The 21,761-nt window shown below is 63.7% G+C and carries 21 protein-coding genes and 3 pseudogenes; 4 read left to right on the forward strand and 20 right to left on the reverse strand.

Annotation, left to right across the window (positions count from 1 at the left end):
• Positions 1–26: 26 nt before the first annotated feature.
• Positions 27–1,382 (reverse strand): hypothetical protein, encoded by a 1,356-nt coding sequence (locus tag MHI61_RS17830; protein WP_239789917.1) that lies wholly within the window; start codon positions 1,380–1,382, stop codon positions 27–29.
• Between MHI61_RS17830 and MHI61_RS17835 the strand changes: the two genes are divergently transcribed.
• Complete coding sequence (locus MHI61_RS17835; protein ID WP_239789918.1) at positions 1,364–1,930, forward strand: hypothetical protein; 567 nt, start codon at positions 1,364–1,366, stop codon at positions 1,928–1,930. The genes MHI61_RS17830 and MHI61_RS17835 overlap by 19 nt on opposite strands.
• A 157-nt stretch (positions 1,931–2,087) precedes the next feature.
• On the opposite strand, the gene MHI61_RS17840 is transcribed toward MHI61_RS17835, so the two are convergent.
• The 15 genes and pseudogenes from MHI61_RS17840 to MHI61_RS17910 form a co-directional block, all read right to left on the reverse strand.
• Positions 2,088–2,738: a hypothetical protein gene (locus tag MHI61_RS17840; protein WP_239789919.1), complete on the reverse strand. Its 651-nt coding sequence runs from the start codon at positions 2,736–2,738 to the stop codon at positions 2,088–2,090.
• Positions 2,739–2,966: 228 nt separating this feature from the next.
• Positions 2,967–3,251 carry a hypothetical protein gene (locus MHI61_RS17845; RefSeq protein WP_239789920.1) on the reverse strand — a complete coding sequence of 95 codons (285 nt, stop codon included), beginning with the start codon at positions 3,249–3,251 and terminating at the stop codon, positions 2,967–2,969.
• Positions 3,251–4,255: a tail fiber domain-containing protein gene (locus MHI61_RS17850; protein WP_239789921.1), complete on the reverse strand. Its 1,005-nt coding sequence runs from the start codon at positions 4,253–4,255 to the stop codon at positions 3,251–3,253. Before MHI61_RS17850 ends, MHI61_RS17845 begins: the two co-directional genes overlap by 1 nt.
• Positions 4,221–4,637 (reverse strand): GNAT family protein, encoded by a 417-nt coding sequence (locus MHI61_RS17855; protein ID WP_239789922.1) that lies wholly within the window; start codon positions 4,635–4,637, stop codon positions 4,221–4,223. Before MHI61_RS17855 ends, MHI61_RS17850 begins: the two co-directional genes overlap by 35 nt.
• The gene (locus tag MHI61_RS17860) at positions 4,634–6,457 is read right to left on the reverse strand and encodes a hypothetical protein (protein ID WP_239789923.1); all 1,824 of its coding nucleotides are present in this window, start codon (positions 6,455–6,457) and stop codon (positions 4,634–4,636) included. The genes MHI61_RS17855 and MHI61_RS17860 overlap by 4 nt, the downstream gene beginning before the upstream one ends.
• The gene (locus MHI61_RS17865) at positions 6,454–7,158 is read right to left on the reverse strand and encodes a hypothetical protein (RefSeq protein ID WP_239789924.1); all 705 of its coding nucleotides are present in this window, start codon (positions 7,156–7,158) and stop codon (positions 6,454–6,456) included. The genes MHI61_RS17860 and MHI61_RS17865 overlap by 4 nt, the downstream gene beginning before the upstream one ends.
• Positions 7,159–7,401: 243 nt before the next feature.
• Positions 7,402–7,956 carry a hypothetical protein gene (locus tag MHI61_RS17870; protein ID WP_239789925.1) on the reverse strand — a complete coding sequence of 185 codons (555 nt, stop codon included), beginning with the start codon at positions 7,954–7,956 and terminating at the stop codon, positions 7,402–7,404.
• A gap of 207 nt (positions 7,957–8,163) precedes the next feature.
• Positions 8,164–8,949, reverse strand: coding sequence for a hypothetical protein (locus MHI61_RS17875; RefSeq protein WP_239789926.1), 786 nt, complete (start codon positions 8,947–8,949; stop codon positions 8,164–8,166).
• A gap of 21 nt (positions 8,950–8,970) precedes the next feature.
• A complete protein-coding gene (locus tag MHI61_RS17880) occupies positions 8,971–9,945 on the reverse strand; it encodes a phage major capsid protein (RefSeq protein ID WP_239789927.1) in 975 nt (324 codons plus the stop codon).
• Between the two features lie 15 nt (positions 9,946–9,960).
• Positions 9,961–10,987: pseudogene (locus MHI61_RS17885) on the reverse strand (hypothetical protein).
• Positions 10,988–11,079: 92 nt separating this feature from the next.
• On the reverse strand, positions 11,080–11,391 hold the full coding sequence (locus MHI61_RS17890; protein WP_239789928.1) for a hypothetical protein: 312 nt from the start codon (positions 11,389–11,391) through the stop codon (positions 11,080–11,082).
• 15 nt (positions 11,392–11,406) lie between these two features.
• A complete protein-coding gene (locus MHI61_RS17895; protein WP_239789929.1) occupies positions 11,407–13,494 on the reverse strand; it encodes a hypothetical protein in 2,088 nt (695 codons plus the stop codon).
• The gene (locus MHI61_RS17900) at positions 13,494–15,065 is read right to left on the reverse strand and encodes a terminase (RefSeq protein WP_239789930.1); all 1,572 of its coding nucleotides are present in this window, start codon (positions 15,063–15,065) and stop codon (positions 13,494–13,496) included. Before MHI61_RS17900 ends, MHI61_RS17895 begins: the two co-directional genes overlap by 1 nt.
• Positions 15,031–15,501, reverse strand: coding sequence for a terminase small subunit protein (locus tag MHI61_RS17905; protein WP_239789931.1), 471 nt, complete (start codon positions 15,499–15,501; stop codon positions 15,031–15,033). The genes MHI61_RS17900 and MHI61_RS17905 overlap by 35 nt, the downstream gene beginning before the upstream one ends.
• A gap of 19 nt (positions 15,502–15,520) precedes the next feature.
• Positions 15,521–15,757 carry a hypothetical protein gene (locus MHI61_RS17910; protein WP_239789932.1) on the reverse strand — a complete coding sequence of 79 codons (237 nt, stop codon included), beginning with the start codon at positions 15,755–15,757 and terminating at the stop codon, positions 15,521–15,523.
• Positions 15,758–16,181: 424 nt separating this feature from the next.
• Here MHI61_RS17910 and MHI61_RS17915 point away from each other — a divergent pair.
• Positions 16,182–17,386 (forward strand): annotated as a pseudogene (locus MHI61_RS17915) (IS481 family transposase).
• 102 nt (positions 17,387–17,488) lie between these two features.
• Here MHI61_RS17915 and MHI61_RS17920 read toward each other — a convergent pair.
• Positions 17,489–18,214 (reverse strand): SDR family NAD(P)-dependent oxidoreductase, encoded by a 726-nt coding sequence (locus MHI61_RS17920; RefSeq protein WP_239789933.1) that lies wholly within the window; start codon positions 18,212–18,214, stop codon positions 17,489–17,491.
• 92 nt (positions 18,215–18,306) lie between these two features.
• Between MHI61_RS17920 and MHI61_RS17925 the strand changes: the two genes are divergently transcribed.
• The gene (locus MHI61_RS17925) at positions 18,307–18,687 is read left to right on the forward strand and encodes a winged helix-turn-helix transcriptional regulator (RefSeq protein ID WP_239789934.1); all 381 of its coding nucleotides are present in this window, start codon (positions 18,307–18,309) and stop codon (positions 18,685–18,687) included.
• A gap of 132 nt (positions 18,688–18,819) precedes the next feature.
• Here the strand turns inward: MHI61_RS17925 and MHI61_RS17930 are convergent, their stop codons facing one another.
• Positions 18,820–19,350, reverse strand: a complete 531-nt coding sequence (locus MHI61_RS17930; protein ID WP_239789935.1) for a hypothetical protein — start codon at positions 19,348–19,350, stop codon at positions 18,820–18,822.
• A 237-nt stretch (positions 19,351–19,587) separates the two neighbouring features.
• Here MHI61_RS17930 and MHI61_RS17935 point away from each other — a divergent pair.
• Positions 19,588–20,432 (forward strand): annotated as a pseudogene (locus MHI61_RS17935) (dienelactone hydrolase family protein).
• A 259-nt stretch (positions 20,433–20,691) separates the two neighbouring features.
• On the opposite strand, the gene MHI61_RS17940 reads toward MHI61_RS17935, so the two are convergent.
• Both MHI61_RS17940 and MHI61_RS17945 read right to left on the reverse strand, forming a co-directional pair.
• Positions 20,692–21,225: a YidB family protein gene (locus MHI61_RS17940; RefSeq protein WP_239789936.1), complete on the reverse strand. Its 534-nt coding sequence runs from the start codon at positions 21,223–21,225 to the stop codon at positions 20,692–20,694.
• A 136-nt stretch (positions 21,226–21,361) separates the two neighbouring features.
• On the reverse strand, positions 21,362–21,694 hold the full coding sequence (locus MHI61_RS17945; RefSeq protein ID WP_239789937.1) for a hypothetical protein: 333 nt from the start codon (positions 21,692–21,694) through the stop codon (positions 21,362–21,364).
• Positions 21,695–21,761 lie beyond the last annotated feature (67 nt).

Here is a 21,761-nt window from a genome sequence, read left to right on the forward strand (position 1 = left end):
ACTGCAAGGAGGTGAAACAAATGGTATTATGCATTCCTCCCGCACGGGAAATGGAAACCGTCGGTCCAAATCCACAGGCTGCCGGTCGCGCCTGCGACATGGCGGACCTGTTTGCTGACATTCGTCCACACTTCCTGTGAGCCGATCGCATAATTGCTGGCCGCCTGGATGGCACCGACGTTGCCGCCATCGGCTCCAATGCCAGCCACAAGGACGCCTTGTGCTGGATCATGGATTAGAGCAGAGGCTGTCGTCGTTGATGTTGTATACTGGAAGCGAAGTTTCGCTCTGATCCGAGCACCATTCGGCACGGTTAAAGCGAGCAGCGCCGATGCCATCGATATAGTGACACCGACAGCATCCTTGACCGGCGTCACGAAGGTATATTCGTCGCGCGGATACATGACGAACTGCCGAATAAGCGAACTGGCGTCTGTCAGCACCACGCCGATGCATTTGACGATGGTATAGCCGGTGAGCAGCGTTGTGGTGACGCCGCCGACGGTTGCCGAGGTCGAGAGCACCACGTCGAAAGACAGGTCGGTGTCCTTGCGCAAAGCATAGGCAAAGTATGTCGCATTTGCTGCGACGGCACCGGCATCGAGGCCACCCGCGCCTGTTCCCGCCGCAAATGTTCCCGTCACGCGCTTGGTGAATGAGGCGGCGCTGGCAACGAAGCTTGCCCCCGACCTGGCGGAACCCGCGGAAAAATCGACATGGGTGGTTGGGCTGCTGCTGTTATTGGAAGGGACGAGCCCGACGACGAAATCGCCGACGGCCGAACTGTCCGCCTTGCTCTGGATCCTGGCGAAGAGCTTGTTGGTGAAGAAAGCGGCGCCGGAACAGATGATTTCGACGCTGTAGCCGTCCTTGACGACGAGCGTGGCCGCGCCGTCGATCGTCTCCGACCCGTTCGGGTCAATCGTCACATCGCCGCCATCGGCGATGACGCAATAGTGCCAGTTTGCCCCGAGCGTTGCCGCAGCGGTCAGGGTGAGCGTAGCGGCCGCGGTGAAGCGGTGGACGGCGTTGTCGTCGGACGCAAGCGCGGTGTAATCGCCTGATTTCGCCGCATAGACCGACGCTTTATCGAAAACGATGTCGATGCCGTTTTGGGTGAAACCCAGCACTCCGCCGCCCTTGAGGTAGATCCCGGTCTGCGGGTTCGAGGCGAAGCCGACGCCCGGCGCCGAAACCGTGCCGCCTGCTGCCTTGAGCGGCGCGGCCATCGGCGCGGAGCCGTCGCGCGGCAGCGAATTGGTGATTTCGTTGCCGAGATCGGTGGTCAGCGCGTTCCACGGGGCTGGATCGATGACCTGGCCGACGGATGGTGTCGTTCCGGCGGGTTTCGAATAGACGCCGGTTGAAGGGTTTCTGGGCATTGTTTTCTCCAAAAAGGCCCGACGAATTGCGATGCCTTGAATCGTATAGTATCGGTTGCGGCATGCAGACCGATCATCAGCCGCACGAACCTTCGAACAAGGCGATCAAGATCGCCGCAATACTCGCCGCCGTCGTGGCGCTTGCCTCATGGTCACCGCTCAAGAAAGGTCCCGTCGAGTGGGTGCTTGGTCAATTTCCGACCGAGTTGACCATCTTTCTTGCCGGCGTTTTGACGGCAGGACCGATCTGTTTCTTGATCGGACGATGGGATGCGCTTGGCATGTTCCGGCCATCCGAACTTTCGATCGGCCGGAGTCAAAACGATGTTCCGGGCGCTTTAAAACATGTCGCCCACATCCTTGTCAGGGCGCCGCTCGCGGTATTCCTGCTGCCGATCCGTGGATGGAGGCAGGCGCGAGCGAACGGCGAGGGAATCGTCTTCAGCGTCATCAACTGCCTCTTGGGCGGCGCGCTCGGTTTGATGATCACGCTCGCAACATTGCTGCTGGTCGCCATACCGATTCAAATCGCCTTTGAGGGTGGCTGATATCGTTCAGCGGATCCTGCCGGCAGAAGCCGGGAAGCCGCCTTTCCGGTACTGCGGCAAGAGGTCCCGAGGTCACCGCGAGCTCATCGGGCCGGACCTCCCTCACGACATGGTTGCAGGACCTTCTCCACACCGCAACGGCCAAAGCGCAGCGTTCCTAACGTCCGCGTACTTTAAGAAGCGCGCGCGCAAGAGCCTTGGCGCCAGCTTTACGACCAGCTTCGGCGCCGGCTTCCACCGGCATCATACCGAGCCCGGTCAAAGCCTCCACCACAGCGTCATGAACGGCCTGCTCGGCTCGGTTCCCTAAACCACCTTCCCCATCGCCGAAACCTTCAACAGCACCCATTCCCAGATTTGAGGCAATGGTTGCAGCAATACGAGCCGGCAGTCCCTTCCCAGCGTTGCCAAGCACTACCTTGCCAATGCCTGGCGCACTCCCTTGCAAGGCAAGGGTAGAGGCCACCTCTCCAACGCCCTGCAGCCCTTCGGAGATATAGGGGTGCTGCTCATCAAACGCCTCATCCATTCCGCGCTGCATAGCAAGCGAGGTATTATATCGCTCTTCATAGGTGTCGCCGGGCAGTCTCCAGCTGTCAGGCAGTAACGGATTGATAGCTGGAGCTATCGCCGCATTTGTCGCCGCGTTCATCTCGTCGAGGTAGGGACCTACCCCGAGCACACCGCGGCCGATAGAGCGCACGACATTGTTGATCGAGAGATCACCCGACTGCCCCGCATGGGGGGCAGCGCCAAGGCGCGACATCTTCGGCGCTGCGGCAACGGGCGTTCCATCATAATTTGGCATCAAAGCCTCCTGTAGACTTGTGGGAATCGGGTTGGGATAAGGGCTTGTGGACAACAGCTCGCGGACGCCTGCCTGAGGCACGAGGACGAGCCGATTGCGCGGGAACGGCGGGGTTACTGCATGCCTTCTCAGTCCGGAGCCCTCTCAGAAGGGGTTTCTCCGGCTGTAAGCGGGATGCTCCCCGCGGGCGCTAGTGGCTAGCTACGCCTGGTTCATGGAGCATTGTTCCTACGGCCGAACAACGACGGCAGGAAAGCCCGGAGACTTCGCCGGCGGAGTTGAAGGCGTCGGCGCGGTGCGAGCCTGAGGAATTCCCGCCTGCTGCTCCTGATCCGCTCGCCTGATCGCCAGCCCGCCCATCAGCGCCTGCGCAAGCCGCGCCGCCCCTTGCCACGGGGATTGCACCGGGCTCGTATCCATACCCTGCTGCAGCATGGCGTAGGCCAGCCGCTTGCGCTGGTCGTTGACGTCGCTCTGCGTCTTGCCGGTGTCGCCGCCGAAAATATATGCCATCAGCCCACCGCCCTTTCGTAATCGACGCGGTCGAAGCCGTCGGCGTGTTCGAACACCGCGTCCGGATGGGTCTTGCGCACATCGTCCGACATCAGGCCGAGTTGCATCGGGCCGCCCTCCGTGTAGCGGAAGGCATAGACCGGCAGGCCATTGTCCAGCGTGCCGACGCATCTGATGTCTTCCTTCAGCCGCCGGTCGGATTTCGCCCAGCCGCCGAGGAGTGTTCCGCCGAGGCCGAAGAGGCCGCCCATGGCGGCGTTGGACTGGGCGACCTGCCGGTCGTAGAGGCCCATCTTCTGGTTGAAGTTTTCGTTGATCAGCCCAGCCTGGTCGACATTCGGCAGCTGCGTCGTCGGCGTGTTGACGTAGTTCGGCTGATGCACCTGCGAGCCCGACATCAGCGCCGAGATCTCGTTCAGCGGCTGGTTGCGCTCGGTCAGGATCGAATTCTGCGCATTCGAATACATGTCGCCGAGATATTGGTCGGAGGCGGCCTGCTTGCGGGTGGAAAAATCGCGCATGGCGTTGTCGTAGGCCGCCGAACCCATCGAGATGCCCTTGTCGGCCAGGCTCTGCTCGAGGCTCGACTGATCGCGGTCCCACTGGTTGTTGAAGCCTGACTGCCAGTGATTGTTGACATATTTGTCGATATTGCCGGCGCTGAGATCGACATTGGTTCCGAGGATGCCGGAGATCTTGCCGGTCTGGTCGTTGGCGAGCCTGGCAAGGCCGAGCTGCGTCTGCTGCGTCTGGTCGTAGATCGCCTGGTTCTCGGGCGAATAGGTCTGATAGGCGGAATAGGTCGGCAGCTGGTAGCTCTTGCCGTTCTGATCCTTCATCGTCTGGTAGCCGGTGACCTTGTATTCCAGCGAACCATCCGGCGTGTACTGGTTGGTGTGGCTGAGGCCGGCATTGGCAATGGCGGTGTCGACGTTGGTGGCCGTCTGCGCCGCTGCGGTCTGGGTCGGATCAGGCGCCTTTGGGGCCTTTGGCGTGGAGACCATAGGGAAAATCCTCTTTGATGATTCCGTAAAGCAGGCCGTCGCAATCGCCGAAATAGCCGCGCTGGCGGCCTTCCGGCTCAGCGCCGAGCCTGGCGAGCAGCCTCTGCGCGTTGCTGTTCTCGGCGCGGGTGCGGCAGGTGGCGCGGCGGCAGCCGAGCTGGCGGGTGACATAGTCGAACACCGCCCGCAGCAGCGTCAGCGACAGCCGGTCGGCGGCGAGCGAGATCTCGACATCGTGCCCGGTCCAAACGTTAAAAACGAAGCCGGCGGTGATCCGGCCGCGGTCGATATGGGCAAGTGCGGTATAGGGCGGATGGAATTCCACCCCGATCCTCGCCCCGACCCAGGCGGCGATCTCGGCGCTGGGTTCGCTGACGATCAAATCGGCGCGCCCCGCTCGTAAAGCACCGAGCCGCCGACGACCGCGGCTTCCGAGACGGAGCCCGACGAGCCGGAGATCAGCGCCCGGATCGTCGGCGCAAGCGCCGAACCGGCGCCGCCGGCGGAGGCGAATTTGCGCACCAGCGAAATGCCGGGGAATTTCGCGACACCCCAGACCGCCGTTCCCCATTTCGCCGCCGCATTGTTCTCGACCGACGACAGCAGCGCCGTCGGCACCTTGGTCTGGTAGTCGACCGAGATGCCGCCATACATCAGCGTCGAGACGCCGATCTGCGCCGTCACCCCGATCAGCTTGGACAGCTTGGTCGAGAGCCCGTCGCCGAAGCGGCTCCAGGCTCCGACCATCAGCGCGTCGATCGCCGCGCCATTGTCGTTCGCCCCGACCTCCGCCTCGTAAAGCGTGCCGTCCGCCGCGCCGAAGAACAGCCGGTCCTGCCAGGTCGCCCAGCAGGAGGCGGGCATGCCGACGAAGCGGCACCAGGCTCCGGTCTCGGTGTTCATCACATATTGATAGGGGCCGAAGGAGGACGGCAGGTTGACGATCGCCATCTGCCGCGCCGGGAAGCTCGAAAGCTGCCATTCCTGCGAGCTCGTGCCGGCCGCCGCCACCGTCTCGCGCCAGGTCGGGCCGATCCTTGCGGTGATCGCCCCGAGGCTGGTGGCGCCGCGATCGAGCTGCACCGCCTTGGTGATCGGCACGATGCCGTCGGTCGTCATGATCGCCAGATCGGCACCGACCGACAGCAGGCAGCGGTCGCTGCCGAGCGGCCGGCCGAGCTTGAAGGTGCCGATCAGGCCCCAATTCGCCGCGCTCGATGGGTCGGATCCCTGGAAGACGATCACCTCGCCCTCCGAGGAGATCAGCACCAGGCATTGCTGCAGGCCCGTCGCAACCGGGATCGTCCAGACATTGATCGCCACCAGCGTGCCGCCATATTTCATGTTGCCGCCGACCGGCAGCACCGTCGCCGCGCCGCTGACGGCGTCGGTGGCGAGGTACCAGACATTGGTCGAGTTCTTCTCGATGAACCACAGCCGCGACCGATAGGCGGTGACGGCGGCAAGCAGCGCGGCGTCGGATATGCCTGTGATCATCGTCGAGGCGACATAGGGGGTTGCCACCGAGCCTTTTTCCAGCTGCGCATTGGTGACCGTTCCCGTCACGGTGACGACAAGCGTGCCGGCCGCTGGCGTGAAGGAGAGCGACACGCGGTTGCCGGCGCCCGTCCCGTTCAAGCTGCCTGAGAAGGCGCCCGAAAGCGTGACCGAGCCGGTGCCGAAGAAGCTGAGCGTATAGGCCGTGTTGCGCACGGCGACATTCTGGGTGGCGAGTGCTGCCGTGCCGACCAGGAAATTATTCGTCCAGGAGGTGCCGTTGAAGATCAGCGGCGTATCGAGGCCGTTGACCAGGCGCAGGAATTCCTGGCCGGCCGGGTTGGTATATTGCTGCACCGACCAGTGGGCGCTCGCGAGCCCCGAGACGACGGGCGCGCCGGCCGCACCGCCCACCGTGACGTCGAAGATCTTGTCGCCGGCGGCGGCAAACAGCCGGTTGGTCACGCCGGAATAGGGAATGACCGTCTGCACATCGGCGCCGAGACCGGTGGAAAAGGCAAGGAAACCATAGCGGGCGCGCACCCGGTTTGCCTCGGGAAAGAAATTGTCGAGCTGGAAGGCGGCGTCTTCGGGCATGTCCGCCATCTCGACATCGGTTCGCCAGCCGCCGATCGGCGCAATCCAGTCCTTGCCTGGCGATACGCGGCGGGTGCGGCCGTTCGGGGGGACGGGTGTGCGGGTCATGGGGTCTGCACCGTGATCGTGCCGGGCCAATAGTTCTCGGGCTGTCCCCTCGCCGGCAGCGAGAGATCGACAGGGCTTGCGGCGCGATCGGCGCCGATGGCGGCTTCCTTGGTTCGTTCGAAACTGGCGAGCTCCTCGCCATAGTCGAGGCCCTTGGCCCGCTTCCAGCGCCAGATCAGCGACAGTTCGAGAAGCTCTTCGGGAAAACGGGCGGTATCGGTGTCGTTGGCCCAGTTGCCGGCGGTGGTGGCGCCGCCGTTCACCGCCACCCAGAAGCCGGAGATATAGGCATATTCCATCGTCTCGCCGGCAACGTTCGGGTAGATGTCGAGCTTGCCGCCGGCCATGCGCCAGATCTGCGGCACCGGGTTGGCATTGAGGATCTGATGGCGCTGCCAGATCTGCGGCTCCACCGGGCCGTTCAGCGACCAGAGGCGCGAGACGTTCCAGATCCTGGCATTGGCGGCGAAGCGGTCCCAGTCGCCGGGCGGCTCGTCCGGCTCCGGGTTGGCGCCGGTCGCCTGGAATTGCCGCCGCACCATCAGCGCCGACCAGTCATGCGCCCGCATCAGGTCGCGGCCGGCGCGGGTGGAGAGGATGCGCAGCTGCATGATCTGCGGATCCGCCGAGGACATGACGGCCGTCGGCGGATCGAGGTCGATCTCCGCGCAGACGTTCTGAATGATGGTCAGGAGCGACATGCGGGGATCTCCGGTTCAGAGCGGTTTGCTGTGGGCGTGGCGGGACAGGTGGGCCGTGTAGCCCCCTCATCCGCCTGCCGGCACCTTCTCCCCGCTGGGGCGAAGGGGTTATGCCGCGAGGTCTCGATTCCCTCTTCTCCCCAGCGGGGGTCCGAAGGACGGGTTGAGACCCGTGGCTCAACCCCGGTCGGTGCCCGTAGGGCGGATGAGGGGGCGGCAAGCGTCAGGCCTTCTTCAGGCTGCTTACCGACCGCGGGACTTGCTGCCGCTTTCGCTTTCGAGCGCCTCGAACCGCGCGGCCATCTCCTTCATCTGCGCTTGCAGGCGGCTCACCTCGTCCTTCAGCCGTTCGTTTTCGGCGGCAAAGGCGGAGGCCGCGTTGGAGTTTTCGGCGGTGGCGAGATAGGCGCGGGCGGCGGCGGTGAGCTCGTTGGCGCCCATGCCGATCTTTTGCTTGGCGGTGTCGGAAAGCGCCGCCAGCTGCTCGACGGTGTAGATATTGACCGCCTCCAGCTCCTTGATCTGGCTGGGTTTCAGATAGGGCCATTGCGAAAGCGGCGTGCCGGTCAGCTGCTCGCGGGCAGCAGCTCCCTCCTTGAAGCGCTTATAGGCGTCGGCGAAGCGGAGCCTGTCGTTGTCGGTCACCTCGCGATAGACCTCGGTGTGCTTGTCGCCTGATATGAAGATGCGGACGAATTCCTTGTCGGCAAAAATCGGCCGGCCTTCTTTCTCGGTCAGAAAGGTCTGTTCGACCGGCTCGAGGCTGAAGGAGGCGTAGATTCCGGTGTTGTCGGGCATGTGCTGGTCTCGCTGTTGATGGCGGGGAGATGAGGAATGGGCGGGGGCAGCATCCCCTCCTCGTCATCCCAGGCCTTGTGCCGAGGATCTGCTACGCATCGACCGGCAGCAGATGCTCGGGACAAGCCCGAGCATGACGGAAGAGAAGTTTGCAAGCGTTGAAAGTAGCCATGGCGGGCGCCGAAACGCCCGCTGATTTCTTTGGCGTTAGTTCACCTTCGACAGAAACGGCCGCATCAGCGTCGCCTCGAGCACGCCTGTCGCCGTGATGGTGACGCCGGTGCCGTTGGTCGTCGCATTGGCCGAGAGCGTGATGCTCTGGACGACGCCGTTCGGGCTGTAGGTGATGCCGGCGATCGTCGTGCCGCCCGATATACCCGTGCCGGAAACGGCCGCGCCGATGAACGGGCCGGAACCGGCGCTGAGGCCGGCGAGACCGGTCAGCAGGCTGGAGCCGTTGACGGTGTTGGCCGTAAACGTCTGGTTGGCGGCGGCGAAGTTGACGTTGGCGATCGCCTTGGTGCCGACGGTTGCCGAGGCCGGGGCGCTCGCCTGGCCTGCGGTCGTGGTGGTTTCGGCAACGACGAGAGCCGCCGTTGCGCTCGCCACCTGCGACGGCGCCTGGCCGTTGCGCTGCAGCCAGAGATAATAGGTGCCGGCGGCAAGGGTGATGGCACTGAGCGGGCCGCCGGTCAGCGTCGGCGGCTGGGCGGCACCGGAAAAGACGCCGCAGCGCTGGCCGACGACGGCGCCCGCCGTGGTCAGCAGCGAAGCGACACAATCCCTGGTCCACTGGAACCACTGACCGGGCTGAAGGGTCGTCTGCGCGGCCAGCACCAGCTGGCAATAGACCCATTCGGATTCACGATCGCCGCCGGCGACCGCGCCGAGGGCGAAGTTCGGCCCGGGAATACCGGAGCCGGAAACGATCGGGCCTTCGACGACGAACGGGTTCGCGCCAAGACGATCGGACTGGATGGTTGCGATCGACATTTGCTTGTTCCTTTCGTTCGATCAGGCGAACAGCACGCCCTGCAGGAAGGCGTTGTTCATGGTGAGGTTGCCGGCAAAGCCCATCAGCTGCACGAAGGCATCCTGATTGGTGTTCATGCGTTCCTCGCCGATCGGGGCCATGTCGCGGTCGCGATGCGGGCGGTAGAACAGGTATTTGGTGTTGAGGAAGAACATCTGGTTGGCAGGCGCGCCGCCGCCGAAGCCGCCGTCGAAGATCACGTCGGCGCCCATATATTGCAGCGACTGGAAGCCGGCCATGCCCTTGTCGGCCGAGGTGATGCGCTGGATCGCCTGCAGCGATTCCCAGTAGAGGCGGAAGAAGTTATTATCGGCGACGACGAGATCGGGCGCATCGGAACCGCGCACGCAGGACATATAGAGCCGGTTCATGTAGCTCTGGATGTTGGCGTTGGTGGCCGCCGCGCCGCCATCGGCCGAGGCGGAGAATTTCTGGTTACGCCAGAAACCCCAGGTGGCGCGCGAGATGCCGCCGACCGTGCCCGAGGTCGGCGAGGTCGAGATCAACAGCTGCAGGCCGCCGATCTGCCGGCCGCCATCGGCCGTGCCGTCGGAATAGCAGTCGAGCGCGATGTTGTTCTTCAGCGTCGTTTCGGCATTCTCGATGCGCTGCTCGAGCAGGTCGAGGATCGCATCCTCGCCGGAGTTCTGCAGCTGTTCGAGGCCGGACATGGAGACGGCGACCGCGGCCTGCTTCAGGTCGTATTCGGCGGCGGTGATGACGTCGGAGGGCTGCACGTTCAAGATGTCGTAGCCCGAATAGCGCTTGAAGGTGCTGTTCTCCTGGTACTGCAGTTCCTGGACGATGGTGCGGCCGCCGGAGACGGGCTTCTTGCGGCCGCGGCTGTTCAGACGGGTGAGAAGACCGTTGTTCTTCGTCACGTCGTCGGCGACCGTGCCGCTGCGGTTGCGCAGCGTCGTGGTGACGATTTCAGAGAGGTTCGGCGAGATGGGCATCGATCATTCCTTTTTTCAGACTTGGCCGCGCGAAAAACGCATGGCGTCGCGCAGCGAGTTCGCGGATAGAGGTGGGCTGGCCTCTTGCCGCATCGCGGGTCGGGCCCGGCGCGGAGGAGCCAGAGATGGATCGCGAGGCGCGGCGGGCTTGATCTGCCGCTGCGGCCCTCTGGGCATGCTGTTGGTGGACGGGAGCCGGCGCAGTCTGGCTGATCAACTGCTGGCGAATGTCCGGACGCATCCAGCATGCGGCGTCGTAGGCGTCCTGAAGTGTCGATGCCCGCCCCGCATTGATGAGGGCGACCATGTCGTCGAGAACGTCTTCGGCATGCGCATTGGCCGGATCGGAAAGAAAGGCATCGACTTGAGTTTCGGTGTCCCTCTTGCGCAAAACATGTTCGACCGTGGCCTCGACATTGACCGGCCCGGTCTGGCGCTGGAGCTCACGCCCTGCCTGCTGGCGCTGCAGGGCCTCTCCCGTCTGCCCGTTGACCAGGGCGTGAAGATTGACCCCGGCCACCTTGGCGACGTGGAGGACGGTGTTGACGGGATCGCGGATCAGGGCGTTTTCCCAGTCGATCGCCCGGCGCATGACATCGGCATGGGTCATGCCGGCCCGGCGGACGATCGGGGTGAACTCCTCGAGCCCCTTGTAGTCCTGCAGCACGCGGAAGCCGCGATCGACCTCCTGCTCCCGCTTGGCGATCGCCGCCTGCACCTCGTTCGGCAGGCTTGCGAACTGCGCCTTGGCCTCCGCCGACCAACCGGGCGGAACCCGGTTGGCGATGGCGGCCGTCTGTTCGCCGCCCTGCTCCCGGCTCTGCGCCTGCGGCGTCTGCTGGGCGGCGGCCTGCTCCTGCCCCTTGGCGAGGAAGCGGCCGTTTTCGCCGTCGCGCGGCCGGGCCGGGATATCCTCCGGTCCTGTGCCTTCGACGGTGTCGATCGCCGCCTTCAGGCTGTCGCGGATGCTGACCGGCTTCTCGCCGGACGCATCAAAATCGTCGCTGCCGTTGCCGGCCTCGTTGAAGTCTTCCATATCCATGGGGAAAGTTCCTATTTCGGGGATTGATGCCCGTTTAAGCCTTTGTGCATGTCGTTGTCCCGGAACCGCTGCACACTTCCGGGCGACATGCGTCAGGCGTTGTATTCGGCGTAGACCCGCCGCAATTCGTTGCGGATCGCCTTCCGGTCCGCTTTGGGTTTTTCGATCGGCTGCGGCTTCTCATTGCCGATCTCGACCACCCCGGCTGCCCGGTAAGCGGAACGCAGCTTGGCCTTCGAGGTGTAATGCCGGCCGTCATGCATCGACTGGATCTCGATGCTGTCGCTGACGAAATGCGGCGCCGGCAGATCCGACCGGGCCAGGGTCTGCGCCGGCAGGCAGTTGTGCGGCCACCTGTCGAGTGCGTGCCAGCCGCAGCAGACGCGGCAATAACGTTCTCTCATCTCTGATCCTCGAAACTATCGATAGGCCGGTTCAGCCTGGAACCGCTGCGGGATCTGCTGCAAAGCCTGCGCCGCCATTTCACCGCGCGCCTGTTCGACGGCGGCGCGATGCTCGATCTCGGCCTGCGCCACGCCGAGCTCGGCCTTGCGCTGCTCGGCGCCCGCCTTCACTTCAGCCGTCTTCAGCTTGAGTATCTCGCCGGGCGAAGGCTGCGGCTCCGGTTTTGGCGCGCTCGCCGCCTGGGAGAGCTGGCCTCCCACCTGCTCCAGCATGCTCTCGAGCTGACGGCCGGCGCGGAAGCCGCGGGCGGCAAAGAGCAGTGTTTCGACCATAACAGGCACCAGCATCGGGCTCTGCTGCGCCATCGCGCCGGCCTGCTGCATGAAGCCGCCGACCATCTGGACGAATTCCATGCGGCGCTGCTTTTCGGCGTCCTCGTCGGGCTCGATCGTCGAATCCGTCTCGATCTCGATCTGGAAACCGCGAATGCTGTCGTTGCGCAGGAGCTGCACCACCTCGTCGATCGTCGGCTGCCCCATCATCTGCTGCAGCTGCGGCGGCAATTCGGGCGGCGCCATTTCGGGGGACGACTGGGTCGGCTGGCCCATCTGCTGCGCCGCCATCTGCATCTGCTGCATCTGCATTTCGACCTGCTGCTTCTGAGCCATCGTCGGCAGCTTGATGCCGCTGACGAGCATCAGCGTTTCCGGCTGGAACTGATCGCAGATGATTTCGCCGGCAAGGCGGATGATATCGCGGGCAAAGCGGGCCAGTTCGGCCTGGCGGTCGCGAATGCGAATCGAGCCCCACTGGCTCTTGATCCGCTGCGCCGTCGCCGTCTCCGACGCCTGGGTATCGCCACGCACGATGTCGGATATGCCGGTGATCTGGTAGACATCCTCGATCAGCTGCTTGCGCGCCGCCATGCAGGCGACGATGACCTTCTGCACCTCGTCGATCGGCAGCGTCACCACCGCCTTCGAGCCGCCCTTGTCGGTGAAAGCCGCCCATTCCGGGATCGGCACCATCACCATGTCGTTTTCAGGCCGCATCGCCTTCTCGATCGCCGGCGAGATCGCGCCGTCGCCGGAGGGATAGAACACCTTCAGCCGCAGCTGATCGGTCAGCTTGTTGATGCGCTTGGTCAGCAGATCGATCTCGTCGCATTGCTGCTGGTAATAGACGTAATCGGGAACCGGGATCAGGGAGCTGGTCGAGACCGTGCCATAGGCCGGGCGCGGACAAGGCCAGAAATGCGTCAGTTCCAGCGGCGGCTCGGAGACTTCGAGCGCCACGGGCGATCCCTCGGCGATCCAGACGGTATAGTTCTCGCCCTTGCACCAGATTTCCCAGACATGGGTCTTGCCTTCGTTCTCGGCCCGCTCGGCCTGGCTGGCGCCCTTGCCGCTCGCCGCCGCTTGCGCCGCCCCGGAGGCCATCGCCTCACGGCCGAAGCGTTTTTCCAACTCCTCGTCGGTCATCGGCACGCGCCGCGCCACCCAGGTGACATCCTTCCAGCGGCGCGCCGGCGAATGCAGGAAATCCGACCAGTGGACGTAATCGATGCAGACGCGCTCGTCGGCAATCGCCTCCAGCGACGGGCCGCCCATCTCGCCGGACGCGCCATCCGCAGCCGGATCCGAGGGCTGGACACCCATGTCGAGCGGCTCGAAATCAGCCTCGTAGCGCAGCCACACCGTGCCGCGGGCGCAGAGCAGGAAATCGTCGCGCACCGCCCGCATGATCGAATCGAGGTCGGCCTCGTCGCCGGTATAGGCCAGATTGCGCTCGACGAGCTCGGAGGCGATGCGCGCCACCGGATCGGCATCCTTGAAGCGGCGCTCGACGACCGGCTGCGGCATACGGGCATAGACGGCAGGCTGCAGCACCGCGGTATTGGCCCAGAGCATCGGAAAGCGGCGCTTGGCCGCGCTCGTCTGGTCCGATTGCTGGTCGAGATAGATCTTCTCGATCTTGACGCAGCGGTCGTCCCAGGACTTGAAATAGCGCTGCGCGCGCTCGAGCTCCTGCTGCCAATGGGCGCCGACCTTGGCCGGATCCCAGCGCTCTCCGCCCTCAATAGCCGTTATCTCGTCTTCCATCAAACACGCTCGCTGGATCTGGGGGTGGCATCGGCAAATTCGTTGAAGGTCATCGTCTGGAAGGTCGGCAGCCGCTTGGGCTCGGGCTTCAGCGGTTCCGGCGCCAAGCCGGTGAAGATGATGGCGAGACCGCCGAAAGCATCCGCCCCATGCGAGGCCCAGTTGTGCAACGGCTCGTCGCGGAAGACGCCGAGATCCTCGTCCCAATCCTTGCGGTAGTTGCGCAGGCATTTGATGCCGTCGGCGCAGCCGGCCTGATCGAACTCGACCTTGGCCAGGATGCGCCGGGTGCCGTTGATGCGGTCATGGACATAGACGCGCTCGACCTTGCGCACCGTGCCGAGACCCCGCGCCCTCACCTCTTTCAGCATGATTTCGATGCGGGTCATGCCGCCGCGCGTCCATTCCCGCACCTTGATGTCGTGCGGCATGTTGTGGACGCCATAGACAAAGCCATTGTCGGCCGCGCGCCGCTCGAGCTCGTCGAGCATGCCGTCCATGCCGGTGCCGGTATGCTCGAAATAGCCGATCATCCTCACCCGGCCGGGCAGCACCTGGAACAGCCAGACGCTGTTGGCATCGTCCATGCCGATGTCGGAGATGGTGTGGACGGGATAACCGTCGACATGCGGGAAAACCCCGATGCGCTCCTCAGCGTCGGCCACCGCCATCTGATCGGCGTAATAGGCGCCTTCGACGCTCGCTTCGAAGGCTTCGGCCGGCGTCGAGGGATATTCGCGCTTCATGTCGCCGAGCTGGATCTCGGCCTTCTTGACGTACCAGGCCTTCTGGCCCTCCGTCAGTTCGATGCCCTGCTCGGCAAGCTCACGGAAATATTTGGCGAAACCGTCGCTGATGATGACGCCCTCGGGCGCGATCGCATAATGCGGCTCCTTCCACCAGGGGAAGAAATGGAACTTGAAGTCGAGCTCGGTCAGCTCTAGCGCCTGGCGGTGCTTGACCTGGGCATCCTCGCAGAGCGAGTAAAAATGCCCCTCCTGCCCTTCTGCCGTGCTTTCGACGAAGACCAGCTGGCCGGCCTGCACCGTATTCAGCGCGCCGGTGCGGACTTCCCGCGCCTTGTCGGGATATTTGGCGCAGAGCTTTCCATATTCCGAAATGTGAAGGTACTGCAGCGTTCCCGAGCGCAGCGAAGTGCCAACGCGGATGCTCGAATTGTTGGCGAGCAGCAGTTCGGTCTGGTTGGTCCTGACAACAGGCACGGCGTTGCGAATGCCTTCCGGCAGATTGTCATAGGGATATTTGATCTTGTCCCGAAAAATCGTCTGCACGTCGCCGAGCGTATGGGCGATGGTGCCCGCCCTGATGTCCCGGTTGAAGACGCAGGCATCGAGCATGAAGATCTGGATGAAAGTGGTCAGACCCAGCTGGCGGGCCTTCAGGAGCACGTTGAGATAATGCATCTCCTCGAAAAAGGTCATCTGCATCAGGTTCATTTCGAACCGGACGCGTTTGCCCGCCTTGTCGGTGATCCAGTAGAGATTGTTCAGCCGCCAGCGCCAGTCGGAAAACCGGTCAACCGCCGTTTGGAAGTCCGCGCGTCTTGCCATTGATATCTTCCAGCAGTTGCGAGACTTCGCCAGTGACACCCTGTTCGGGCTCGATCTTGGCGCCGTATTTCTTCGGCCGCAGCTTCTCGGCAACCCACTGGCGGGTGGCGATGCGCAGCTGCGAGCGCCTTATCGCCTCGCCATTCTCCTGCCAGCCAGTGGTTTCGCCGCTCGCATTCTTCTTCTCGATCCAGTCATCGCTGCTGTTGTCGGCAATCTCGACCAGCTCATCGACGAAGCCGTCGGCGAGGATCTCGCGGGCCAGCGCATAACGCGCCCGAAACGCCGCCTTGTCCTCGTCCGCCAACCAGGAAAGCACGGTGGATTTCGCCGGCATAGCCTCGTCGCGGCAGATCGACCGCAGGCTTTCCCGGTCGGCAATGCGATCGCAGATCTTCTCGGCCAGCGCCTGACTGAACTTGCTCGGTCTGCCCATGGGATCCGCGTCTGAACGCTCAGAACAGCGCGACGATATTCGACGCCGTCGTCCCGGTCAGCGCCACGATCGCGGCATGAACCGGCAGGATCGTGCCGGCCGGCACGCTCTTGAAGATAACAGGATCCATATCCCGCCGCGGCGCAATCGCCACATCGCCGGCCGTGCCGATATAAAGCGCACGCGCACCGACAATCGCACTGTCATTCGGCTTGACCACCGCTGCCCGCGAGGCCGGCGCAATCGAGGCGTCCATTGCAGTTCTCCTTGTGAAGGGGTGGGCGTCCAATGCCGATGCGGCTCGATCCCGATGTGATCGAACACGAGGGGCTCAGGCGGACAGGGATCAACGATGATCTGAGGGGCGCGACGCCGAAGGGCGACGCCGACTGAGCGTCGACATCCCTCGGGATTCAAATTTCGCAGCTTGGATTTACGGTAGTGATAAATGATCTGCCGGGGGGTGATCAAGCGCTGATTGTCGGTCTCGTGCCCGTGTGAAATCGAGCCTTCTCTTCCAAGTGGACGCCAGAACTCCACGCGCCGCTCCGGCTGCGGATTTGGTGAAACGCTACCCCACTCTCCGTCATCCCAGGCCTTGATGTAAAGCCCGGATACATACCTGACAGATGTTCGGAGACATGCCTGACACTCTCGAGATGTTTTTTCGGGAGGTCGGCATGGTTTGGCGGTCGAGGTCAGTTGTGGATGAGCGTTTGGAATTCTGCCGGTTGGCGGGGCTCGAAGGTGCGAATGTCTCGGCGCTTTGCCAGCGCTTCGGCATCAGCCGGCAGACAGGCTATGTCTGGCTGCAGCGCCTGCGGGCAGGCGAGCCGGTGGAGGACCGCTCCCGCCGTCCGCATGCGAGCCCGCGGCGCACCGCCGTCGACCTCGAGGGCGCGGTGCTGGAGATACGCGACGAACATCCGGCCTGGGGGGCGCGCAAGATCGCCCGCCGGCTGCAGGATCTCGGGACCGCGCCGCCATCTGCCTCCACCGTCCATGCCATCCTGGTGCGCCACGACCGCATCGGGCCGCAGATGGGCGGCCAGCCAGCGCTCGGCCGCTTCGAGCGCGAGGCGCCCAACCTGCTCTGGCAGATGGACTTCAAGGGCCGCACGCAGCTCGTCTCAGGTCTCTGGTGTCATCCTCTAACGGTTATCGACGACCATTCCCGCTTCGCCGTCGGGCTCGAAGCCTGCGCCGACGAGCGCATGCTGACCGTTCGCGGCCGGCTGGAGCCGATCCTGCGCCGCCACGGCCTGCCGATGGCCATCTATACCGACAACGGCAGGCCGTGGGGCACCGGCGTGCCCAACCAATGGACAAGGTTGCGCGTCTGGCTGCTCAAGCTCGGCATCGACCTCATCCATGCCAAGCCCTACCACCCTCAGGGCCGCGGTAAGAACGAACGCTTCCACCGCAGCCTCAAGGCGGAGGTCTTCGACTTTGCCGCGCTCGCCAGCCACGCTCAGGCGCAACACGCCTTCGACCGCTGGCGCGACATCTACAACCATCACCGCCCCCACCAGGGCATCGACATGGCCGTGCCGGCGAGCCGCTACCGTCCCTCATCGCGTCCCTTTCCCGACCGCCTGCCCGAACCGGTCTATGACAGCGGTGAGATCGTGCGCCGCGTTGGAACAACCAAGGGCTATGTCAGCTTCAAGGGGCGATTCTGGCGCGTGCCCAACGCCTTCAAAACCGAGCGCCTCGCCATCCGTCCGCTCCAGTACGACGGTCTCTACGGCGTATTCTTCGGCGCAACTCAGGTCGCAAAAATCGATCTCAAAAGCCCGGACTGAGTGTCAGGCATGTCTCCGAACATCTGTCAGGTATGTATCCGGGCTTTACACTTGAGCCTGGGATCCACGCCCGGTTCTGATGGAGGCCAACGTGGATCCTCGGGTCAAGCCAGGTCAAGCCCGAGGATAACGGAGCAAGGGAAGCTCTGGGCAAACCCGGTGGCTCGATGACCCTCTCCCGATTAGACCTGCGGCAACGGCGGCAGGATCGCTTCGACCCGGTCCCGCCTGGTGACGAGGCTCCAGATTTCCTCGGCGATCGCGTCGGGATCGATCACCGGAAGCCTCGGGTCGAGCGCCGCACCGCTCGATGTCATGGCGCGAAGGCCGGCCGAGCGGTCGATGACGGCGCCGATATTCACCGTGCCGGCATAGACGCCCCTGGGCATCGCCTCGGCGTTGAGGGTGAAGACATAATTGCGCGCCGCCGCCATCAGCGGGCCGATACCGCTCATCCCGGGCATAGTGACCACGGCCGTCAGTCCACCGACGATGACGACTGCGCCGTCGCCGCGCGCCAGCATGCCGGGCAAGACCGCGTGCGACACTTCGATCGGCGAGAAGGTGAAAATATCGGCCATCGATCGCAGCTTGGCGGCATCGAGCTCCAGCGCGGGCACGAAATTGACGTCGGACGGCACCGGTGCGTAGACGGCCGCGTCGATCGATCCGAACCGTGCCTCGATGGAACGAACGAGGGCGGGAATGCCGGCGAGATCGGTGAGATCGGCCGGGAATGCCGCCGCCTCGATGCCCGCCTGCGCCAGTTCGGCCACCCGTTCCTCGAGCGGCCCGGCGCGGCGCGCAACGAGCGCGACCCGATAACCTTCGCGTCCGAACCGGTAAGCGAGCGAAGCGCCGAGGCCCGTGCCGGCGCCGAACAGCGCAATCGTTTTCTTGTCAGTCATGACCTACTCCTTAGGCTGGTATGTTTTGCTGACCAGATATGTTATGTTGACTACCAATCCTGCAAGAACGCATATTTTTAAGGCCTGGTCACATGCATATGCCTCCCCCTCCGAACCAGCCCGGCACGCACCCCGGCTGCCGAAAGGTCAACGAGATCCTCGGCCGCATGGGCGACAAGTGGACGATCATGGCCATCACGATGCTGGCCGAGCGGCCGCGGCGCTTCAACGAGCTGAAGCGGCTGATCGGCGGGATTTCCCAGCAGATGCTGACGCGCACCCTGAAGGCGCTGGAACGCGACGGAATGGTGACGCGCACGGTCTTTCCGACAATACCGCCGCAGGTCGAATACGGCCTGACCGATCTCGGTCATTCGCTCGCCCCGCCGCTGCTGCAGCTTGCGATGTGGGTGGTGGACCATCTGGGAGAGATCGAGACGCATCGGGCATCGCACGACGTGGCGACGAAATAGCCGCGAACGAAATTCGCAGCCTCGATTTGGCGCATCAGGAGGTGATCAACAGCCGGTCGCGGGCGACCGGCGGGTTCGCGCACCGCCGCGAGATGGCGGAAAACGCCGGGCTTTCCACATCCACCGGCCGTCCTACCGCCGCGTAAGGACCGACGTCTCGACCCAGCTGTTCAAGACGTCGTTCCGCTTGCCGACGACGACGACTTTCATCCAGGTGTTCTGGCCCTCTATCAGATAGGCGGTGCCGCTTTCCTTGCGCTCCGTCGTTACCGAACCCACCGAGGCTGCCGAGAGGCCCGCTTCGAAGGCTTCGAATTCGGCGCTTGAACACCGCAAGTCCTCCGAACGATCCGCCGCCAGGGCGCCGAAATAATCGAGCTCGCAGGTGGCAGAGAAGAGGCTTCGGTATTCCTGATAATACAGGGCGAACTTCAGCCCGCTCGACATGGTATAGAGCTCGCGGCCGGTTCGAGGCTGAGAGATCGGACTGACGAGAGGAGAAGGCGTGTCGACGGTCCAATCGCCTCGATTGATGCCGCTGTGCAGGGCAGCCAGGTTTTGACCGTTCAACACGCAGAGCTTCAGCGTGTCATTGAGAGGACACGCGGCTGCCCCCTCCCCGCTCATCAGGATTGCGATCACCGCAGCTGCCAGGAAACGCACTCGCCCCACCCCAAATCATGCTATCAAAACCCACCGGTACCTTAGTTGGGACACCGAAGAAAACAAGGCAGTGAACTTGCCTGCACACCTCCTGCAATCGGAAATCGATTTCAGGCCGAATGCGCTCGATCCATCGTCCTTTGCCGTCAGCATAGACTTGGAGGGCAACCGATACCATCCACGGTCATCGAGGATTATATTAGCAGCAGGCCGTCGATCACACGGGTGGAGGAGCCTGTGAAAACCGCGAGACTTTTTCTGAGCTTTGTCACTTTCCTTGGCGTCACGCTGGCTGAAAAACCGGCCGATGCCGAGGAATTGGTGCGGTTCGAAAGCGTGCCCGTCAAGCTCAGCCCGTTTCGAATCCGCAAAGCCCGGGAACTGGGGGAGATTCTCCCTCAGCCGCAAGGCACGCCGCTGCTCGGATATTTGTCTCGGCCTCGGGGCGACGGCCCCTTCCCGGCAATCGTCGTCATGCATGGATGCGATCACATGCGGGCGAGCGTCAGGGAGCTTTGGCCGAAGCGGCTGGTCTCATGGGGCTATGTCGTGCTTGTTGTCGACAGCTTCACCACCCGCAACGTCAAGGATCCCTGTCGAAGCCATGTCCCCGATCGCGCCTTCGACGCCTATGGCGCTTTGGATTTCCTGTCGAAATCAGGCTTCGTCGATGCCGGGCGCGTCGCCTTGATGGGCTTTTCGGCGGGCGGCACGGCAACGCTGGATGCCACGAAAATCGACGGATACGAGCAGCTTGTGGAGCGCAAATTCCGGGCGGCGATTGCCTATTATCCCGCCTGTGACGCAGACCGGGGCGATGCGACGGTGCCGACCCTGATTTTAACAGGCGAACGGGACAATTGGAGCCGGCCCGAACGATGCCAGAAGAGGCTCGCCCGCCTGAGCGACAATGGCCCGCCGATCGAGCTCAATATCTACAAGGGCAGGTATCACGGTTTCGATGCTCCGGAGTTCACCGGGGAAAGCGGGTATTGGGCCATATCGAAAAATACGATCGTGACGCGGCAGGAAAATCCATCCGCAGCGTTTACACGTTTCTTCGCAAGCACTTGGGAAAGTAGAGCTCTTTGCCTGTCAGGGGCAGTTCAAGGCCGACTGCTCGAGGTCACGCTCGCATCCCGGCCGTGTCTGGCACCCACGCCACCCCACCCTCCGTCGTCCCAGGCCTTGAGCCTGGGATCCATGCCCTGCGTCGGTAGAGACGTGCTTGGATCCTCGGGTCAAGCCCGAGGAGGACGGAGCGTGGGGCGATCTGTGCAGCAAACTCATCCAGGGTGATAATTACGCATCCCATTGCCCGCAGCACCCGAATAAGAGTGCCTAGACGCCGCTCGGCCGTCCCGAGCTTGTCGCCTGGCTCGCCGATGACAGGAACGCCTCCTCTTCGCTCGGCACCTTCCCCTCCGGCGTCAGATCGTCGACGGCCTTGGGCAGATCGCGGCGCAGCCGGCCGAGAATCTCCTCGTGCGACAGGCCGGTGTTCCGGGCGATCTCGTTCAAAACTTCCGGGCCGAGCGCTTCGGCAAGCTCGCCGTCATCGATGTCGGCATTCTGGCCGGGGCGGACCCAGGATTCCATCTTGTCGCCATGGCCGTTCTGCTGAAACGTCTTCAGGAGATCGCCTAGACCGCCGCTGACGATGCCGCCGGAGGTCAGGCCGCCGAAAAGGCCACCCAGGCCGCCGGAACCGCCGAGCCTGCCGAGAATACCGCCGAGCCCGCCCGGCTGCTGGCCTCCGGCGCCGGATGGCTGCGGGTTCTGCAGGCCGCGCAGGAGCTCGCCGATCTTGTCCCTGTTCTGGTAACCGGCAACGGCAAGAACGGCGAGAAGCGCCTTCAATTGACCGCTCATCATGATAGATCCTCCTATGGTGCCCATGGGTGCAAACCACCTGGGGCGCTGAATGGACGCAAGGTTCACAGTGCTGGAAGGCCAGCCGTCGGTGGGCACGAGATCCACGCCGGCGGATTGTTCGACTATCGCAGGCAGGTCAGATTTCCGGGCAACCGCGCCGGTTGGCAAAGACCATCCGTTCCGGCCCGCGGCGCGTCATCCCCTGGACGACGATGCTGCGGGGCGACATGCGGACGATCTGAGCTCGGCGAAGGCCCTCGCTGCGGGCGATGTCGAGCGCATCGTCGGGATCGCAGCCGCGCCGCCCGCGGCGGTCATAGCGGTCAAAATCGCGATCGCGGTCGTAAACCCCGACGCCACCAGGGCCGATGCGCAATTCCATGTCCTGCGTGGCGGCGATGGTCGGCGCGATCGTCAAGCCGCTCATCGCGGCGAGGCCGACCAAGACGAACTGAAGCGTTTTCTGCATGAATTCCTCCCATGGATTTCTGCTTGTCGCCATATCAACATTGCCATCGGGTTTTTGTTCCGTGAGG

Source organism: Rhizobium sp. K102 (genome assembly GCF_022385315.1).
Taxonomy (GTDB): Bacteria; Pseudomonadota; Alphaproteobacteria; order Rhizobiales; family Rhizobiaceae; genus Rhizobium; species Rhizobium croatiense.

Coding starts and splice junctions, on each gene's coding strand:
- MHI61_RS17940 (WP_239789936.1), bottom strand. CDS start 21,225: ATGATGAGCGGTCAATTGAAGGCGCTTCTCGCCGTTCTTGCCGTTGCC.
- MHI61_RS17905 (WP_239789931.1), bottom strand. CDS start 15,501: ATGGGCAGACCGAGCAAGTTCAGTCAGGCGCTGGCCGAGAAGATCTGC.
- MHI61_RS17865 (WP_239789924.1), bottom strand. CDS start 7,158: ATGTCGCTCCTGACCATCATTCAGAACGTCTGCGCGGAGATCGACCTC.
- MHI61_RS17900 (WP_239789930.1), bottom strand. CDS start 15,065: ATGGCAAGACGCGCGGACTTCCAAACGGCGGTTGACCGGTTTTCCGAC.
- MHI61_RS17925 (WP_239789934.1), top strand. CDS start 18,307: ATGCATATGCCTCCCCCTCCGAACCAGCCCGGCACGCACCCCGGCTGC.
- MHI61_RS17890 (WP_239789928.1), bottom strand. CDS start 11,391: ATGAGAGAACGTTATTGCCGCGTCTGCTGCGGCTGGCACGCACTCGAC.
- MHI61_RS17895 (WP_239789929.1), bottom strand. CDS start 13,494: ATGGAAGACGAGATAACGGCTATTGAGGGCGGAGAGCGCTGGGATCCG.
- MHI61_RS17870 (WP_239789925.1), bottom strand. CDS start 7,956: ATGCCCGACAACACCGGAATCTACGCCTCCTTCAGCCTCGAGCCGGTC.
- MHI61_RS17845 (WP_239789920.1), bottom strand. CDS start 3,251: ATGGCATATATTTTCGGCGGCGACACCGGCAAGACGCAGAGCGACGTC.
- MHI61_RS17945 (WP_239789937.1), bottom strand. CDS start 21,694: ATGCAGAAAACGCTTCAGTTCGTCTTGGTCGGCCTCGCCGCGATGAGC.
- MHI61_RS17875 (WP_239789926.1), bottom strand. CDS start 8,949: ATGTCGATCGCAACCATCCAGTCCGATCGTCTTGGCGCGAACCCGTTC.
- MHI61_RS17850 (WP_239789921.1), bottom strand. CDS start 4,255: ATGGTCTCCACGCCAAAGGCCCCAAAGGCGCCTGATCCGACCCAGACC.
- MHI61_RS17840 (WP_239789919.1), bottom strand. CDS start 2,738: ATGCCAAATTATGATGGAACGCCCGTTGCCGCAGCGCCGAAGATGTCG.
- MHI61_RS17860 (WP_239789923.1), bottom strand. CDS start 6,457: ATGACCCGCACACCCGTCCCCCCGAACGGCCGCACCCGCCGCGTATCG.
- MHI61_RS17880 (WP_239789927.1), bottom strand. CDS start 9,945: ATGCCCATCTCGCCGAACCTCTCTGAAATCGTCACCACGACGCTGCGC.
- MHI61_RS17830 (WP_239789917.1), bottom strand. CDS start 1,382: ATGCCCAGAAACCCTTCAACCGGCGTCTATTCGAAACCCGCCGGAACG.
- MHI61_RS17920 (WP_239789933.1), bottom strand. CDS start 18,214: ATGACTGACAAGAAAACGATTGCGCTGTTCGGCGCCGGCACGGGCCTC.
- MHI61_RS17910 (WP_239789932.1), bottom strand. CDS start 15,757: ATGGACGCCTCGATTGCGCCGGCCTCGCGGGCAGCGGTGGTCAAGCCG.